Here is a 15672-nt window from a genome sequence, read left to right on the forward strand (position 1 = left end):
TAAGAGCAGCTACATTGGCGTTACAGACAAACGCCTTAACAAAAAAGCAGCTGATTAGCCCTGTTCGCGTAAAGAAACTCGGTTTGGACGCTCGAAACCGTTACCCTATGCAGCTGATATTTTGTATTTCTTCGAGGTAGCACCCGTGTTTTCCCAATTCGCCCTGCACGAACGCCTGCTCAAAGCCGTGGCCGAGCTTAAATTTGTCGAGCCTACGCCTGTGCAGGCAGCGGCCATCCCGCTCGCGCTCGAAGGGCGTGACCTGCGGGTGACGGCTCAAACCGGGAGTGGCAAGACGGCCGCTTTCGTCCTGCCTATTCTTAACCGCCTGATCGGCCCGGCCAAAGTCCGCGTCAGCATCAAGACCCTGATCTTGCTGCCGACCCGCGAGCTGGCCCAGCAGACCCTGAAAGAAGTCGAACGTTTCTCGCAGTTCACCTTCATCAAGTCCGGCCTGATCACCGGCGGCGAAGACTTCAAGGTCCAGGCCGCCATGCTGCGCAAGGTCCCGGACATCCTCATCGGCACCCCGGGCCGCATGATCGAGCAACTCAACGCCGGCAACCTCGACCTCAAGGAAGTCGAAGTGCTGGTGCTCGACGAAGCCGACCGCATGCTCGACATGGGCTTTGCCGATGACGTGCAGCGCCTGGTGGCCGAGTGCGTGAATCGTCAGCAGACCATGCTGTTCTCCGCCACCACCGGCGGTTCGACCCTGCGCGACATGGTTGCCAAGGTCCTGAACAACCCCGAGCACCTGCAGGTCAACAACGTCAGCGACCTGAACGCGACCACGCGCCAGCAGATCATCACCGCTGACCATAACGTCCACAAAGAACAGATCCTCAACTGGCTGTTGGCCAACGAGACCTATCAGAAGGCCATCGTGTTCACCAACACCCGCGCTGCGGCTGATCGCATCTACGGCCGCCTGGTGGCGCAGGACTACAAAGCGTTCGTCCTGCACGGCGAGAAAGACCAGAAGGACCGCAAGCTGGCAATCGACCGCCTCAAGCAAGGCGGGGTGAAGATCCTGGTCGCCACCGACGTCGCCGCGCGCGGCCTGGACGTCGACGGCCTGGACATGGTCATCAACTTCGACATGCCCCGCAGCGGCGACGAATACGTCCACCGTATCGGTCGCACCGGGCGTGCTGGCAACGATGGCCTGGCGATCTCACTGATCTGCCACGGCGACTGGAACCTGATGTCGAGCATCGAGCGCTATCTCAAGCAGTCGTTCGAGCGCCGCACCATCAAGGAAGTCAAAGGCACCTACACCGGGCCGAAGAAGGTCAAGGCTTCGGGCAAGGCCGTAGGCGTGAAGAAGAAAAAAGTCGACGGCAAGGGTGACAAGAAGAAGGCCGGCGCCAAGTCGCCGACCAAGCGCAAGATCGCCAACCGGCCGAAGACCGACAACCTGTCGTTGGTCAGCAAGGACGGCATGGCGCCGCTCAAGCGCCGCAAGCCAGAAGCACCGGCTGCCGAATAAGGCTGGGCCGCGATAAAAAAACCGGACGCTGTCCGGTTTTTTTTTGCCTGCGGTTTTTTGCCTTGGCCGCAGCTTCTTTCCGCCCAGTTGAGGCGGCGAACGTCTGGAAAGTACACAGAAGTGACGCCTGTCCATTCGGCTGAACGGCCGCTGACGAGACGTGTCCCAACTCTGAACGGGCTGCTTTTCCTTTTGGCCCGCAGGAGGAATCAGGATGACGACTTACAACTGGGATCTGATCGAACGGCTGTTGCATGAAGTGCAGAATGGCGAGGGCAGCTTTGCCCCGCGTAAGTACGCCGAGCAGGAGGCCGCCGAGAAGGTCATGGCGGGCGAGTCCACCGGCAATCTGGATGTGTTGAAAAAAACCGCTGCGGATTACGAGGCGCTGTTGCTCAAGCGCGGGTTTATCGAGTCGCGGCCCGAGGACGAGGGTGGTAATGGTGAGAACTTTATCCTGACGCCACGAGGAGCCCAATTGCTGGCGTTGATCGACAGCTCGATACCGGGCCACGCTCACCCGCGTCAGGTGCTCGATGAGCAGGCGGATGCGCTGGAACCGGCGACGTTCGACGACGTGGCGTCCAAGGCGGCGATTGCCTGAAGGGCCTGTGGGCGCGATGTTGCTCCCACGTTCTAGTCTGCGGCGGCGTTGAGGCATTTGAGCGCCTTGAAATCGCTGCGCACGCCCGCGATTTTGTGCGTCAATTTCTGGCGTTGTTGTACGCTGCTTTGCGCCATTAGATCCACGATCAGGCTGCGCGCGGCTGTTTCCGTCTGGGCATCGGCCTGCCGATATTCCGGGGTCCATGCGCGTTCGCGGTCCACCAACAATTGTTGCATTTTCTGCGCAAAGTCAGGGGCGTGGCGTTGTTGCACAGCGTCGATGAACTGCGCCTGCCAGCGGGCGCGGTTGTCGATCCACTGTTGGTTCTGGTCACCCAGCTCCGCAGACCAGGCCACCACCCGTTGCTGCTGGCTGGCGCTGAGCGGCCCGATCCACGCATGGAGGCGCTTGCTCATGCGCTCGGCACGCGCCTGGATCTGTCGCGGCAGGGGCGGTTTCAGGTATTCGTCCTGGCGCTTGCGCAGGTCTTTGGCCAGGGCGTCGTTCATGTCCTTGACCTGCTGGTCGTCCAGCCCGCGCAGCAAGTGGACCGCCGACGGTGTGATCGCGCGCGCGATCTCGCTCACCGCCTGTTTGGCTTCGTCGGTATGGCTCTGCAAGGCGTTGTCGCTGACCTGATGGTTGTCGACCATCTGTTGCAGGCGGTCGAGCCAGTCCAGATAACCTGGTAACTGCGTGGTGCAATGCCAGGCCAGGTGTTGCTGGAGGGTGTCGTTGAACCAGCGTTTCTGCCCGGCGTTCATGTCCAGGTAGTCACTGAGGGTCCACGGGATGATCACGTCGAGATTGCGGTAGGCCAAACCCACGCGGTTGCAGCCGCCAAGCGCCAGGCTCAGGATCACGAATGGCAGCAGAAAGTTGAGCCGGCTCAGCATGGGCGGGTCCTTGCGCAGAGGGGGTTAATGCATGTGAACCCGCGCTGGGTGCGACAGTTCAGCCCATCAATAAAACGTCCGCGCTGCCTTCAAGGTCAACAGCCCATCGCATTGCGAATTGTGTCCGGAGTAGGCCGAGCAGTCGCCGCCGTTGAGGCTGGAGTCGCTGTAGATCAGGTCAAGGTCAACGCCCATCCACGCCCGTGAGAATTGCACCGACCAGTCGCTGAAACTGCGGATCGAACCGCCGTCCACCGAGACCGGGCTGCCCAGTTGATGCGTGGTGTACTTCATGCTGACGCCGATGCCGAACGGCTGTGTGCCGCCAAGGTCGGCGAACAGGGTGCTGTCCTGGCGGTCGGGGTCGTTGCTGAAGGACGCGCCGAAGCGATTGCCCAGCAGGTTCAGGCCGCCATAGAACTCCTGGCTGTCAAGGGGGCTGAGCGAGGGATAGCTGTAGTGGATCAATCCCACTTCGTAGCCGAGCGTCTGGTCGAAGGGGTGTTTGAACCCCATGTACGAGTCGATTTCAAGGTTGCTCGCCGAAGACAGGCCCATGTTCGGTGAGAACTGGCCGATGTACAGGCCGCTGTCGTGGCTCAGGTCGAGGCCGCCGTGGAAGGCGTCGCTGCCCGGCGATGTCGGCTTGACCAGGCCCTGGGCCATGCTGCGGCTGGGCGTGGTGCCCAGTTTCAGATCGAAGTCGCCCAATTCGCGCTGGAAAATCTGCGCTTCGGCCAAAGGGCTGGCGGCGAGGGCGGCGAGCAGGAAAATACAGGGTTTGAGCATGCTTCACTCCATGAAAAGCGAGGAGCAGTAATGGAAGGAATCGTGCAGATGCCCGTGCTAGACGTGTGCAAGCATACCGGCGAATGCCGGGCGGTGAGGCCCGTTGGTCGATTTTGTGTTGCAGGGAGAAGCAATGGGGTGTTTCGGGCTCTAGTCCTAGCGCCTTGCTGGCAAGACGCTTAGGGACCAGGTGTGTTGCGCGGTCAGCTTACTTCTTGCCCAGGCTGATCTGCTTGGACGGGCCGAAAGTCTGGCCGCTCACGCCCTTGGCAATCTGCTGGATTTCGCCACCGGACTTGAGGAACGCAGCGATCTGGCTGTTGATCGACTCGCTGGTTTCGACGGCGGGAGCTGGCTTTGCTTTGCTGTTGGATGCTTTTACGCGCATGGCGGCCACTAACCTGTAGAAAATTAACTTGGCCAGGCATCGTACAGGAAATGCTTGACAATTGCTTGGTAAATATCCCCTTGTATTTAGTGCGCTGGCTGAAATCAGCGAAGTTCGTTGTCGAAATAAGCCTCTAACTTACTGTTTTAACTCGAAACCACGCGGTCTGTCGGGCGCCGCTGGCGCGGCGGAATTCAGCCGATTGATCAGACGAGTGGGGCGGTGCCAGTAGAATGCCATGCGAACCCGCGAATTTTCAGGCGTGCGCGCGTGCCGGACGCAACTCGGGTAGAATGCCGCCCACGCAATGAGGGTATTGGAAATGGCTTTAGTCGGGCGCTACAACAGCTTGCAAGTGGTTAAACACACTAACTTTGGTTTGTACCTGGATGGTGCGCAAGACGGTGAAATCCTCTTGCCTAATCGGTATATCCCCAAAGATATTCCCAGTGAAGATGAAGACTGGCTTAACGTATTCATTTACCTGGACAGCGATGACAAACTTATCGCCACCACTGAAAAACCAAAAGTTCAAGTCGGCGAATTTGCCAGTTTGAAAGTTGTGGAAGTCAACAGCATCGGTGTCTTCCTCGATTGGGGCTTGCCCAAGGATCTGTTGCTGCCGTATTCGGAAGAAAAGCGTCAATTGACCGCTGGCGAATATTGCGTGGTGCATGTCTATCTCGATAAACACACCAAGCGCATCACCGCCACCGCGCGCCTTGACCGCTACCTGGACAAGACGCCCGCCAACTACCAGGTTGGCCAGGAAGTCGACCTGCTGGTGGCCGAGGCCACGGACATGGGCTTCAAGGCGATCATCAACAACAAGCACTGGGGCCTGATCCACAAGAACGAAGTGTTCAAGTTCCTGCGCCCGGGCAAGGAAGAGAAGGGCTTTATCAAGGAAATCCGCGCCGACGGCAATATCAGCCTGAGCCTGCAACCGGTCGGCCAGGAAGCGGCTTCCAGCCTCAACTCGAAGATCCTCGCCAAGTTGCGCGAAAACAACGGCAGCCTGCCGGTCAGCGATAAAAGCGACCCGGCGGTGATCAGCAACTTGTTCGGCGTCAGCAAAGGCAACTTCAAGAAGGCCATTGGTGCGCTCTACAAGCAGGGCCAGATTGTGATTCATGCCGATCGCATTGAACTGAGCTGAGTGCGGTTTGCTCTTCTGTAGGAGCGAATCGCTCCTACAGAGGCTGTGCCGATGCCCCGTAAATCCTTGTTCTGTCGGCCTACGGCGCAGATGACCTGAGCAACTTGGCCACATTCCTCAGCGCCGCTTGCTGCGCAGTCAGGCACCTGTGTGCACAACGGGTGTGCAAGTGATTGTGTACAGGATTAAGGCGTGCACCGTTGCTGAGCGGTATACACCGGTCTAACTCTCGAGACATCCTTTGGCACCCCGGCCCGTGGGGATTGTGGGCCATTGGCACGCATTCTGCTGACTCTTTCGTATACAAACCATGCCGCCTTCCGTATGCATCCCGTTACGGCAGCGCAGGCGGGTATTTCGAGGAGCCAAGCGATGACCGAACAATTGCCCAAAGGCTACAGCCCGCGCCTGTACAATCAGGACCTGGGCCCACTGCCGCAGAAGTGGACCTGGTACAACATCTTTGCCTTCTGGATGAGCGACGTACACAGCGTCGGCGGCTATGTCTTCGCCGCCAGCCTGTTCGCCCTCGGGCTGGCCAGTTGGCAGGTGCTGATTGCGTTGCTCGCGGGCATTTGCATCGTGCAATTGATCGCTAACCTGGTGGCCAGGCCGAGCCAGCAAGCGGCCGTACCGTACCCGGTGATCTGCCGACTGGCGTTTGGTGTGTTCGGTGCGAATATTCCGGCGGTGATACGCGGCTTGATCGCGGTGGCGTGGTACGGGATTCAGACGTATCTGGCGTCGAGTGCGCTGATCATCGTGGTGCTGCGCTTTTTCCCACAGATGGCCGTGTATGCAGAGCCGCACTTCGCGGGCCTGTCCTACCTGGGCTGGTTTGGTTTCCTCAGCTTGTGGGTGGTGCAGGCGGCCGTATTCTGGGCGGGCATGGAGTCTATCCGGCGCTTTATCGACTGGGCCGGGCCGGTGGTCTACGCGGTGATGTTCGCCCTGGCCGGCTGGATCGTGTGGAAGGCGGGCTGGGCGAATATCAGCTTTACCCTGGCGGAAAAGTCCTTGTCGGGCTGGCAGGCTTTCGGCCAGGTGATTGTGGCGACGGCGTTGGTGGTGTCGTACTTTTCCGGGCCGACGCTGAACTTCGGCGATTTCAGCCGCTACTGCCGCAGCATGCAGGATGTGCGTCGCGGTAATTTCTGGGGGTTGCCGGTGAATTTCCTGGCGTTCTCCCTGGTGACCGTGGTGATCGTCTCGGGCACCTTGCCGGTATTCGGTGAAATGCTCCACGACCCGATCGCCACCGTGTCGCGTATCGACAACAGCATGGCCGTGTTGCTGGGCGCCTTTGCCTTTGTCACGGCCACGATCGGCATCAATATCGTCGCCAACTTCGTGTCCCCGGCGTTCGACTTCGCCAACGTTGCGCCGAGCAAAATCAGCTGGCGCGCCGGCGGCATGATTGCAGCGGTGGCTTCAGTCTTTATCACCCCGTGGAACCTGTTCAACAACCCGCTGATGATCCACTACACCCTGGACATCCTCGCCGCGTTTATCGGGCCGTTGTTCGGGATTTTGCTGGTGGACTTCTACCTGATCAAAAAACAGCAGATCGACGTGGATGCGCTGTTCGATGACAGCCCGGGCGGGCGTTATTACTTCGACGGCGGCGTGAACTGGACGGCGGTCAAGGCTCTGTTGCCGGCGACGCTGGTGGGTGTCGCGATCACGTTCACCCCGGCCTTGCAGGGCATGGCCAACTTCGCCTGGTTTACCGGCTGTTTCCTGGGTGGGCTGTTTTTCCTGGTGCTCGCTCGGCGCGAACAGGCTCGCGTGCCAACGCCGCTGATGGCTGGCTGACTGCCGCAGCCGGGCGCAGCAACAGCGCGCCGGCCAATAACAACCCGCAACCGGCGATCACCAGCGCCGGTTGCAGGCCGCCGCTCAGGTGGCTGCTCATCGACGCGAGCAATGGGCCGCTCAGTTGTCCGATGGCAAAGCTCGCGGTCAGCACCCCAGTGCTGCGCTGGTAGCCGTGGGGCGCCACCTCGCGCAAGCGTGCCATCACCAACTGCATACACGCCAGAAACGGTGCGCCGCAGAGCAACACGCCCAGCGCCAGGCCCCAGCCGTTGCCGAGCAAGCAGGTAAATACGCCCGCCGCTTGCAACCATAAGGTTGTCATCAGCCAGCGGCGGGTTGTGTTCGCGGCCTTGCGGCGTAGGCTCGCCACGACCACCCCGAGCGCAGCCGCCAGGCCAAAGCATGGCCAGAACAGGTCTGCCTGCCAGGCGCCCTTGAACTGCGCGCTGGCCATCTGGGACAGAAAGGTCGCCGGGATGATGTAGCCGAGGCCGTAGAGGAAATAAACCCAACCCAGGTGCGCGATGCTCGCATTGCTGCTCGCGTCGCTGACGGGTGTGTCAGTGACGCTCGGTTGAGGCAGGAAAGGCAGGATCGCCAGCAGCATCAGCAGCGCCACCCCGCCGTAGACCAGCCACAGTGTTGCGGAGCTTTGTCCCAGCAGGTTCGAACCCAGCGCGAGCAGGCCGGTCAACAGAATCCCCAGGCCCGGCCCGGCAAACACCAGGGCGCCCAAGCGCGGCCGCCCGGCGGCAATCGCCAGCGGTTGGCTGAGGCTGGTGATCATCACCAGCGCCCAGGCGCTGGCCACGCCGGTGCCGAAGCGCAACAGCAGGTGCGGCCAGAACCCATGGGCCCAGTACGACGCCAGGGTCAGCAGCACGCACAACCACAACCCGCCGTACAAGCGACCGCGTACATGGTGATGGCTGCGCGCGAAAATCGAATCCACCGCACCGACGAAGTAGCCCAGGTAGTTGGCGGCGGCGATCAGCCCGGCACCGGTCAGATCAATCTGCCCCTCGCTGAGCAGATGTGGCATTTGCGGGGTGAGGGCGAAGCGGCCAATGCCCATGGCCATCATCAGGGCGATAAAGCTGGCGAGGAGGCGAGTCAACGGCGACATGTGCAAGGTTTCCTGCGGGAAAGCGAATGACGTGCAGGCTAAGGTGGATTGACTTTCTGTAAAAATGAATAATAGTGAGCAACTTGTTCAGTTTTGGAGAAAGGTATGGAGTTCAGTCAATTGCGCATTTTCCAGGCCGTGGCGGAAGAGGGCTCCATCACCCGCGCTGCCGAGCGCTTGCACCGCGTACCATCGAACCTGTCGACCCGGCTCAAGCAGATGGAGGAGCAACTGGGCGTCGAGTTGTTCGTTCGTGAACGTCAACGCCTGCAGCTTTCCCCTGCGGGCAAAGTGTTGCTGGACTACAGCACCCGTCTGCTGGCGCTGCACGACGAAGCCCACGGTGCCGTGCAAGGCGGGCAACCGGCCGGTGACTTTGTGCTGGGCAGCATGTACAGCACCGCCGCGATTCACTTACCGAAACTGTTGGCGCGCTATCACAAGGCGTATCCGATGGTGAATCTGCAGGTGCAATCGGCGCCCAGCGGCGAGCTGCTCGAAGGCTTGATCACCGGGCGTCTCGACGCGGCGCTGGTCGACGGCCCGCTGACTATCGCGTCCCTGGACGGTGTGCCCTTGTGCGACGAAAAGCTGATGCTGATTTGCGAAGCCGACCACCCGCCAGTACTCGGCCCTCAGGATGTTGCCGGCCGTGCAGTGTTCACCTTCCGACGCAGTTGTTCCTATCGCCGACGTTTGGAGACGTGGTTTTCCCACGAGCACGTGGCGATGGGCCGTGCCATTGAGATCGAGTCTTATCAAGGCATGCTCGCCTGCGTGATCGCCGGTTCCGGCGTGGCCTTGATGTCCGAATCCATGCTCGACAGCCTGCCAGGCAAGGACAGCGTGTCCGTTCATCCCCTATCTGAGCCTTTTGCCACTGCGACCACCTGGCTGATGTGGCGAAAGGGTATGCTCGGCGCTAATCTCAACGCATGGATCGAACTGCAGCGCGAAGGCCAGGCCGGGTTCCTGCAAGATAGCCGGGCGATCGCCTGACCGATCTGTCGTATTTGCATGAATTTGGTAATAGTTCGTTGTGGTTTCGTTCATGCAATGTGTAGGAGTTAGGGCTACTATTTGTAGGAAGAGGCGAAAGAATTTCCGCCGACCCGCACTACCCTCAAAGGGGGCAATCATGAAAGAGAAAATCCAAACCTGGCTCCACGACCTTGGCGTTGCGCTGGGCCTGATCGAGCCCCCGCTGCAGCCGGTGCCCATTCGCACGGATGATGAGCAGCGTCGTCCACGTCGGCGTTGAACCGCAGTCGTCGGAACATCGCAGAATCTATGTAGGAACGGGCTTGTGTGGGAGCAAGCAAACCCGCCCTCGCGATGCTTGGTACGCCACGCAAAAAAAACGAGTGCGACATCCGACGTCGCACCCGCTGAAGAAAACCTGATTTCCCGCGTGCTTGTTCAGGCGGCTCGCGCCGGTTCCGTTTCAGGCCGGCGCGACAACAGGCTCACCCCGACAAAACTCACCAACGCCACTGCCAGGCTGTAGTAGATCGGCGTGTTCGCGTCCAAGCCGTCCTTGAACATGAACACCAACGCCGTCACGAAGCCCAGGGTCATGGACGTAATCGCCCCCGAAGTCGTCGCGCGCTTCCAGAAGATCGCCCCGATCAGCGGGATCAGCATGCCCCCCACCAACAGGTTGTAAGCCAGGGTCAGGGCACTGATCACATCGTTCACCACCAGCGCGATGCCCAGCACCGCGATACCGGTCAGCAGGGTGAACAGGCGGTTGATGTTCAGGCTCGACTGCTTGCCGCCGCGCAAACGTGGCAGCAGGTCCTCGGTCAACACGGTGGACGCCGCCAGCAAGCCGGCGCTGGCCGTCGACATCATCGCCGCCAACGCCGCCGCAATCACCAACCCACGAATGCCATCGGGCAGCGACACTTTGACGATCGCGGCGAACGCGTTGTTGACGTTATCCAGATCGGGAATCAGCACATGGGCCGCCATGCCGATCAACGCACAGGCCAGGCCGTAGAGAATGCAGTAGAAACCGGCGAAAGTGCCTGCGTACTGGGCGACCTTTTCGTCACGGGCGGTGAACACCCGTTGCCAGATGTCCTGGCCGATCAGGATGCCGAAAAAGTAGATCATGAAGTAGGTGATGATCGTGTCCCAGCCGATCGCGGTGAAGCTGAAGTTCGACGCCGGCAGCTTGGCCACCAGTTCGTCCCAGCCGCCGACGCGGTACAGGCAGATCGGCAGCAGGATAAACATCAGGCCGACGGTCTTGATCACGAACTGCACGATGTCGGTCAGGGTCAGCGACCACATGCCGCCGATGGTCGAGTACATCACCACCACGCCACCGCCGAGCAGCACCGAAATCCAGAAGGGCAGGCCGAACAGCACCTGCAGCACGGTGCCGATGGCCAGGATCGAGGTCACGCCGATCATCAGCGCGTAGGCCAGCATGATCACTGCGCTCGCCTGGCGGGCCATGGGGTTGTAGCGTTTTTCCAGGACCTGGGTGACGGTGAAGATTTTCAGCTTGAGCAACGGCTTGGCCAGGAACAGGTTCAGCGCGATGATCCCCATGCCCAGCGCGGCGCACAGCCAGAAGCCGGAGATGCCGTGGACATACCCCAGGCGCACGGTGCCGACGGTGGACGCGCCGCCCAATACCGTGGCGGCCATGGTGCCCATGTACAGCGACGGGCCGAGATTGCGCCCGGCGACCAGGTAGTCTTCGTGGGTCTTGGCGCGGCGCATGCCGTAATAGCCGAGCACGAGCATGCCGGCGGCGTAGATGAGTACGACGAATAAATCCAAAGCCATGACGGCGGGTCTCCGATTATTTTTTTATGGAAGTCAGGCGGCTTTTTGCAGCGCCGGTTCAGCGCGCATGTCCGTGCGTTCGCTGCGTGGATCGGAAGGGCCGTACACGGCAGCCGGTTCCGGGAACAGGCGCAGCAAGCTCAGGTACACCACCGAGGCCAGCCCCAATGTCACCGGCAGGCTGATATCGATGCCCTCGGCGAGGTTGCCCAATGGCCCGACAAACTGCCCCGGCAGGTTGACGAAGCACAGCCCCACCAACGCGCTCGGAATCCAGGCCCCCAGGCCGCGCCAGTTCCAGCCGTGGCTGAACCAGTAGCGCCCGCCGCGTTCGCCGCGGGTAAATACCTGCAGGTCGTCCGGGCAGTAGAAGCCGCGACGCACGATCAGGCCGATGATCATCATCACCATCCACGGGGTGGTGCAGGTGATGATCAGCACCGCGAAGGTCGACACGCTCTGCACCAGGTTGGCGGCGAAACGTCCGATAAAGATGAAGGCGATAGACATCACCCCGATCAGCAGCGTGGCCTTGACCCGCGACAGCAGGCGCGGGAACACGCTGGACATGTCCAACCCCGTGCCATACAGCGACGTGGTGCCGGTGGACATGCCGCCGATCACCGCGATCAGGCACACCGGCAGGAAGAACCAGCTCGGCGCCACCGCCAGCAGGCCGCCGACGTAGTTGTTGGCCGCGATGTAGTCCGGTGCCCTGACCGCGACGATGGTCGCGGTGGCCAAGCCGAACAGGAACGGGATCAAGGTGGCGATCTGTGCCGCGACCACCGCCAGCATGATGCGAATTTTCGGCGTTTCACGCGGGATGTAGCGCGACCAGTCACCGAGGAACGCGCCGAAGGAGATCGGGTTGCTCATGGCCACTAGCGCCGCACCGATAAACGCGGCCCAGAAGCCGCTCTGGCCGAGGGCCACGCTGCCGGCGAAGTGGCTGTCGAAGGTCGGCGCGAACGCGAAGATCCCCAGCAGAAACAGCAGGCTCGCCGCCCACACCGCGATGCGGTTGACCCACAGCATGAAGCGAAAGCCGTAGATACAGACCGTCAGCACCAGGATGGCAAACACGCCGTAGGCCAGGCCCAGGGTCAGGTCGGTTTCCGGCAGGCCGATCAGCCGCTTCGCACCGCCGACCAGCGCATCGCCCGAACTCCACACCGACAGTGAGAAGAAGGCAATCGCCGTCAGCAATGACAGAAACGAGCCGACGATCCGCCCGTGGACACCGAAGTGCGCCCCGGACGACACAGCATTGTTGGTGCCATTGATCGGCCCGAACAGGCCCATGGGCGCCAGGATCAGCGCACCCACCAGCACGCCCAGCACAATCGCCCAGACACCGGCCTGGAACGACAGGCCGAACAGCACAGGAAAGGCACCCAGCACCGCTGTGGCAAAGGTATTGGCACCGCCGAAGATCAGGCGAAACAGATCCTTGGGCCCGGCGGTACGTTCATGGTCCGGGATCTGTTCGACCCCGTTGGTTTCTATCTTGCGAATACTGTTTTCGTTGTTTTTATTATTCATGATCAGCTCCGATCACATTGGCTAAGGGGGCGGCAGCCCTTCCGACATAGCGGACAAATGTTCGTGACAGGCCAGCCACAGGCCTTGTTTTTGTTGTACGTCCAACCCTTGCCGTCTGAAGACAATGGTCTCGCGTTCCTGGCTATTGAATTGCTCCCCGTTCATGCGCAGCTCGGTGGCCACGTCATGCATAAAAATCGCCACATCACCCTGCAGGCTGACAACGGCGTTGCTCGAGACGCAGGACAGCACCTCGAACCCCTCGTCCCGGCGCCAGCTGTCCCACAATGCCTGGTAGGCATCGCGACTGAGCAGCGGCTGGGGCAGGGTGTAGAACACGAAGCTGGCATCGGCGCTGAACGCGCCGAAGTAAGCCTCGCGGTCGTTGCGTGCGAAGGCCGACACTAGGTCGGCCGCCGCTTTCAACACCTCATGGGTGCTCATCAGCGGTGCGCCACACCGGGCAGTACGCAGAGCATTTCGTACAGCAGGTTGGCGCCCAGCAACGAGGTGTTGCCGGTGGTGTCGTAAGGCGGCGAAACTTCTACCAGATCGCAACCAATCAGGTCGAGGCCCTGGCAGCCACGGATGATTTCGATCGCCTGGATGGTGGTCAGCCCGCCGATTTCCGGGGTGCCGGTGCCGGGCGCCCAGGCCGGGTCGATGCCGTCGATGTCAAAGCTCAGGTACACCGGGCCGCCACCGACTTTTTCGCGCACTTCGGCCATCAACGGCGCGAGGGAGTGGTGCCAGCATTCTTCGGCCTGCACCACACGAAAGCCTTGCTTGCGGCTCCAGTTGAAGTCTTCGGCGGTGTAGCCCTGGGCGCGCAGGCCGATCTGTACCACGCGGTCGCAATCGAGCAGGCCTTCTTCCACCGCACGGCGGAAGGTGGTGCCGTGGGCGATCTTCTCGCCGAACATGTGGTCGTTGACGTCGGCATGGGCATCGATGTGGACCAGCCCGACCTTGCCGTGTTTTTTGTGGATCGCCCGCAGGATCGGCAGGGTGATGGTGTGGTCGCCGCCCAGGGTCATGGGGATGACGTTGTGTTCGAGGATCTCGTCGTAGGCTTCTTCAATGATCCGCACGGCGTCGAGCAGGTTGAAGGTGTTGATCGCCACGTCGCCGATATCGGCCACCGACAGCGAATCGAACGGCGCGGCACCGGTGGCCATGTTGTACGGGCGGATCATCACCGATTCGGCGCGGATTTCCCGGGGGCCGAAGCGGGTGCCGGCGCGCAGCGAGGTGCCGATGTCCAGCGGCACGCCGATAAAGGCCGCATCCAGGCCCTTGGCCGATTGCAAATGGGGAAGACGCATCATGGTGGCGATGCCGGCGAAGCGCGGCATTTCGTTGCCGCCCAGTGGTTGGTGGAAAATCTTGTCCACGGGATTGCCTCATCGTGTTGTGTTTATTAGCGGCCGATTCTGCGAAAAGCCCGGGGTGGGAAGAATCGGCAGAGGCAAATACTTAGTTCAGATTTTTCTAAACTAATGCCGGCAGGTAGACTACTGCGATCACCTCCCCGGAGCCGACCATGGCCAACGCCTTGCCTGATCTGAAACTCCTGCGCATCTTCGTCAGCGTCGTGCGTCACCAGGGGTTCGCCAATGCGCAGCACGAGCTCAACCTGTCGACCTCGGCGATCAGCACCTATATGAGCCAGCTCGAATCGGCGTTGGGCCTGGTGCTGTGCCACCGTGGCCGGGGCGGGTTCAGCCTGACCAGCAAGGGCGAGTTGTTCCATCAGGAGACTCTGCGGCTACTGGGCGAACTGGAAGGTTTCGAGCAATACGCCGCCGCGCTCAAAGGCGAGCTGCGCGGCACGCTCAAGCTCGGCGTGCTCGACTCCACCGTCAGCGACAAGGCCCTGCCGTTCGCCGAGGTGATCGGCGCCTACAGCCTGGAACACCCGGCGGTGCACCTGCATTTGTCGGTGCTGAGCCCTTACGAACTGCAACTGGGTGTGCAGGACAACCGCCTGGACCTGGCCATCGGCGCGTTCTCCAACCGCATGAGCGGGCTGATCTACATGCCGCTGTACCGTGAACAACACTGGTTGTATTGCAGCACCCGGCACCCGTTGTTCAATGAGCGGCGCATCCCCGAACAGGTGATCACCCAGCAGCGCATGGTCGGGCGCGGCTACTGGAGCCAGGCGGAACTGGCGCGCCACGGCTTCAAGCACAGCGCCGCCACCGTGGAAAGTATGGAGGCGCAACTGATCCTGGTGCTGTCCGGCGCCTACATCGGCTACCTGCCCGAACACTACGCCCAGGCCTGGGCCGACAAGGGCGACCTGCGCGTGCTGCTGCCGGCGACCTTCGGCTACCAGGCGCCGTTCTCGATGATCATGCGCCGTGGCCGTAGCCGCGAGCCGCTGATCCAGACGTTTCGCGACTTGCTCAAAACCCAGCTCAACCAGGCCTGAAAAACCATGTCCAGACCCCAGTGTTCCCGTTGCCTGCGGCCCGCCACCCATTGCCTGTGCGCGCTGATCCCCAGCCTCGACAGCCGCACCCGCGTGTTGCTGCTGCAGCACCCGAGCGAGGTCAACCATGCGCTCAATACCGCGCGGTTGGCGGCGTTGGGCTTGAACAATGCGCAGTTGGTGGTGGGCGAGGTATTCGACGATCTGCCGAGCTTGCTGAACCCGCCCGGCTATCAGGCGCGCCTGTTGTTTCCGGCAGACGATGCCCAGCCGCTGCAGGCTTATGGGCCGAGCGACGGGCCGTTGTTGCTGGTGGTCCCCGACGGCACCTGGCGCAAGGCGCGCAAGCTGTTGCACCTCAACCCGCTGCTGGCGGCGCTGCCCAGGGTGACGCTGGCCGCGGGCGCCGTCTCGCGCTACCGGCTGCGCAAGGCGCCGGGCCCCGGCGCCTTGTCGACGGTGGAGGCGATTGTGCAGGCGTTGCAGGTGCTGGAGGCGCCCACTTCTTTCGAGCCGTTACTCAAACCCTTCGATGCGTTGATCGAGGGCCAGATTGCGGCGATGGGACCGGCGGTTTTCGACAAGAACCACGGCTGATCCATGGCGCTACATA

At 61.4% G+C, this 15672-nt stretch carries 16 protein-coding genes; 8 read left to right on the forward strand and 8 right to left on the reverse strand.

The features are described 5' to 3' along the window. Nucleotides 1-145: 145 nt before the first annotated feature. Nucleotides 146-1492 (forward strand): DEAD/DEAH box helicase, encoded by a 1347-nt coding sequence (locus C5F70_RS02615; protein WP_017845291.1) that lies wholly within the window; start codon nucleotides 146-148, stop codon nucleotides 1490-1492. A gap of 214 nt (nucleotides 1493-1706) precedes the next feature. Continuing rightward, nucleotides 1707-2096 (forward strand): hypothetical protein, encoded by a 390-nt coding sequence (locus C5F70_RS02620; protein ID WP_046382471.1) that lies wholly within the window; start codon nucleotides 1707-1709, stop codon nucleotides 2094-2096. Between the two features lie 32 nt (nucleotides 2097-2128). Here the strand turns inward: C5F70_RS02620 and C5F70_RS02625 are convergent, their stop codons facing one another. The 3 genes from C5F70_RS02625 to C5F70_RS02635 all read right to left on the reverse strand — a co-directional run bounded on the left by C5F70_RS02625 (nucleotide 2129) and on the right by C5F70_RS02635 (nucleotide 4172). Next, nucleotides 2129-2995, reverse strand: coding sequence for a DUF6279 family lipoprotein (locus C5F70_RS02625; RefSeq protein ID WP_104902684.1), 867 nt, complete (start codon nucleotides 2993-2995; stop codon nucleotides 2129-2131). 66 nt (nucleotides 2996-3061) lie between these two features. Further along, nucleotides 3062-3784 (reverse strand): TorF family putative porin, encoded by a 723-nt coding sequence (locus C5F70_RS02630; RefSeq protein ID WP_017845294.1) that lies wholly within the window; start codon nucleotides 3782-3784, stop codon nucleotides 3062-3064. A 208-nt stretch (nucleotides 3785-3992) separates the two neighbouring features. Then, nucleotides 3993-4172 (reverse strand): hypothetical protein, encoded by a 180-nt coding sequence (locus C5F70_RS02635; RefSeq protein ID WP_003193095.1) that lies wholly within the window; start codon nucleotides 4170-4172, stop codon nucleotides 3993-3995. A 322-nt stretch (nucleotides 4173-4494) separates the two neighbouring features. Between C5F70_RS02635 and C5F70_RS02640 the strand changes: the two genes are divergently transcribed. Next, nucleotides 4495-5331, forward strand: a complete 837-nt coding sequence (locus tag C5F70_RS02640) for a S1 RNA-binding domain-containing protein (RefSeq protein WP_028617391.1) — start codon at nucleotides 4495-4497, stop codon at nucleotides 5329-5331. Between the two features lie 372 nt (nucleotides 5332-5703). Next, entirely contained in the window at nucleotides 5704-7146 is a 1443-nt protein-coding gene (locus C5F70_RS02645) for an NCS1 family nucleobase:cation symporter-1 (protein ID WP_104902685.1), read from the forward strand. On the opposite strand, the gene C5F70_RS02650 is transcribed toward C5F70_RS02645, so the two are convergent. After that, nucleotides 7058-8275, reverse strand: a complete 1218-nt coding sequence (locus tag C5F70_RS02650; RefSeq protein WP_046488332.1) for a YbfB/YjiJ family MFS transporter — start codon at nucleotides 8273-8275, stop codon at nucleotides 7058-7060. The two genes, C5F70_RS02645 and C5F70_RS02650, sit on opposite strands and share 89 nt — an antisense overlap. A gap of 105 nt (nucleotides 8276-8380) precedes the next feature. Here C5F70_RS02650 and C5F70_RS02655 point away from each other — a divergent pair, with 105 nt between their 5' ends. Both C5F70_RS02655 and C5F70_RS30915 read left to right on the forward strand, forming a co-directional pair. After that, a complete protein-coding gene (locus C5F70_RS02655; RefSeq protein ID WP_046382475.1) occupies nucleotides 8381-9274 on the forward strand; it encodes a LysR family transcriptional regulator in 894 nt (297 codons plus the stop codon). A 139-nt stretch (nucleotides 9275-9413) separates the two neighbouring features. Beyond that, nucleotides 9414-9536 carry a PA1414 family protein gene (locus tag C5F70_RS30915; RefSeq protein ID WP_017737772.1) on the forward strand — a complete coding sequence of 41 codons (123 nt, stop codon included), beginning with the start codon at nucleotides 9414-9416 and terminating at the stop codon, nucleotides 9534-9536. A gap of 158 nt (nucleotides 9537-9694) precedes the next feature. Here C5F70_RS30915 and C5F70_RS02660 read toward each other — a convergent pair whose 3' ends face one another. From C5F70_RS02660 to speB, 4 genes are read right to left on the reverse strand one after another with little or no spacing between them, the layout of a single operon-like run. Beyond that, on the reverse strand, nucleotides 9695-11077 hold the full coding sequence (locus C5F70_RS02660; RefSeq protein ID WP_017845299.1) for a sodium:solute symporter: 1383 nt from the start codon (nucleotides 11075-11077) through the stop codon (nucleotides 9695-9697). Between the two features lie 33 nt (nucleotides 11078-11110). Beyond that, on the reverse strand, nucleotides 11111-12622 hold the full coding sequence (locus tag C5F70_RS02665; RefSeq protein WP_104902686.1) for a cytosine permease: 1512 nt from the start codon (nucleotides 12620-12622) through the stop codon (nucleotides 11111-11113). A gap of 21 nt (nucleotides 12623-12643) precedes the next feature. Then, nucleotides 12644-13066 (reverse strand): nuclear transport factor 2 family protein, encoded by a 423-nt coding sequence (locus C5F70_RS02670; RefSeq protein WP_017845301.1) that lies wholly within the window; start codon nucleotides 13064-13066, stop codon nucleotides 12644-12646. Beyond that, a complete protein-coding gene (gene speB / locus C5F70_RS02675; protein ID WP_017845302.1) occupies nucleotides 13066-14016 on the reverse strand; it encodes an agmatinase in 951 nt (316 codons plus the stop codon). The genes C5F70_RS02670 and speB overlap by 1 nt, the downstream gene beginning before the upstream one ends. Nucleotides 14017-14165: 149 nt before the next feature. Here speB and C5F70_RS02680 point away from each other — a divergent pair, with 149 nt between their 5' ends. Then, nucleotides 14166-15059 carry a LysR family transcriptional regulator gene (locus C5F70_RS02680; RefSeq protein ID WP_017845303.1) on the forward strand — a complete coding sequence of 298 codons (894 nt, stop codon included), beginning with the start codon at nucleotides 14166-14168 and terminating at the stop codon, nucleotides 15057-15059. A 6-nt stretch (nucleotides 15060-15065) separates the two neighbouring features. Continuing rightward, nucleotides 15066-15656, forward strand: a complete 591-nt coding sequence (locus C5F70_RS02685; protein WP_104902687.1) for a tRNA-uridine aminocarboxypropyltransferase — start codon at nucleotides 15066-15068, stop codon at nucleotides 15654-15656. Nucleotides 15657-15672: the final 16 nt, after the last annotated feature.

It is taken from the genome of Pseudomonas sp. LH1G9 (assembly GCF_002949975.1).
Lineage (GTDB): Bacteria > Pseudomonadota > Gammaproteobacteria > Pseudomonadales > Pseudomonadaceae > Aquipseudomonas > Aquipseudomonas veronii.

What these genes read in the sequence shown, in the direction of transcription:
- C5F70_RS02620 (WP_046382471.1), top strand. Translation starts at nt 1,707, where the DNA reads ATGACGACTTACAACTGGGATCTGATCGAACGGCTGTTGCATGAAGTG.
- C5F70_RS02625 (WP_104902684.1), bottom strand. Translation starts at nt 2,995, where the DNA reads ATGCTGAGCCGGCTCAACTTTCTGCTGCCATTCGTGATCCTGAGCCTG.
- C5F70_RS02630 (WP_017845294.1), bottom strand. Translation starts at nt 3,784, where the DNA reads ATGCTCAAACCCTGTATTTTCCTGCTCGCCGCCCTCGCCGCCAGCCCT.
- C5F70_RS02635 (WP_003193095.1), bottom strand. Translation starts at nt 4,172, where the DNA reads ATGCGCGTAAAAGCATCCAACAGCAAAGCAAAGCCAGCTCCCGCCGTC.
- C5F70_RS02640 (WP_028617391.1), top strand. Translation starts at nt 4,495, where the DNA reads ATGGCTTTAGTCGGGCGCTACAACAGCTTGCAAGTGGTTAAACACACT.
- C5F70_RS02645 (WP_104902685.1), top strand. Translation starts at nt 5,704, where the DNA reads ATGACCGAACAATTGCCCAAAGGCTACAGCCCGCGCCTGTACAATCAG.
- C5F70_RS02650 (WP_046488332.1), bottom strand. Translation starts at nt 8,275, where the DNA reads ATGTCGCCGTTGACTCGCCTCCTCGCCAGCTTTATCGCCCTGATGATG.
- C5F70_RS02655 (WP_046382475.1), top strand. Translation starts at nt 8,381, where the DNA reads ATGGAGTTCAGTCAATTGCGCATTTTCCAGGCCGTGGCGGAAGAGGGC.
- C5F70_RS30915 (WP_017737772.1), top strand. Translation starts at nt 9,414, where the DNA reads ATGAAAGAGAAAATCCAAACCTGGCTCCACGACCTTGGCGTTGCGCTG.
- C5F70_RS02660 (WP_017845299.1), bottom strand. Translation starts at nt 11,077, where the DNA reads ATGGCTTTGGATTTATTCGTCGTACTCATCTACGCCGCCGGCATGCTC.
- C5F70_RS02665 (WP_104902686.1), bottom strand. Translation starts at nt 12,622, where the DNA reads ATGAATAATAAAAACAACGAAAACAGTATTCGCAAGATAGAAACCAAC.
- C5F70_RS02670 (WP_017845301.1), bottom strand. Translation starts at nt 13,066, where the DNA reads ATGAGCACCCATGAGGTGTTGAAAGCGGCGGCCGACCTAGTGTCGGCC.
- C5F70_RS02680 (WP_017845303.1), top strand. Translation starts at nt 14,166, where the DNA reads ATGGCCAACGCCTTGCCTGATCTGAAACTCCTGCGCATCTTCGTCAGC.
- C5F70_RS02685 (WP_104902687.1), top strand. Translation starts at nt 15,066, where the DNA reads ATGTCCAGACCCCAGTGTTCCCGTTGCCTGCGGCCCGCCACCCATTGC.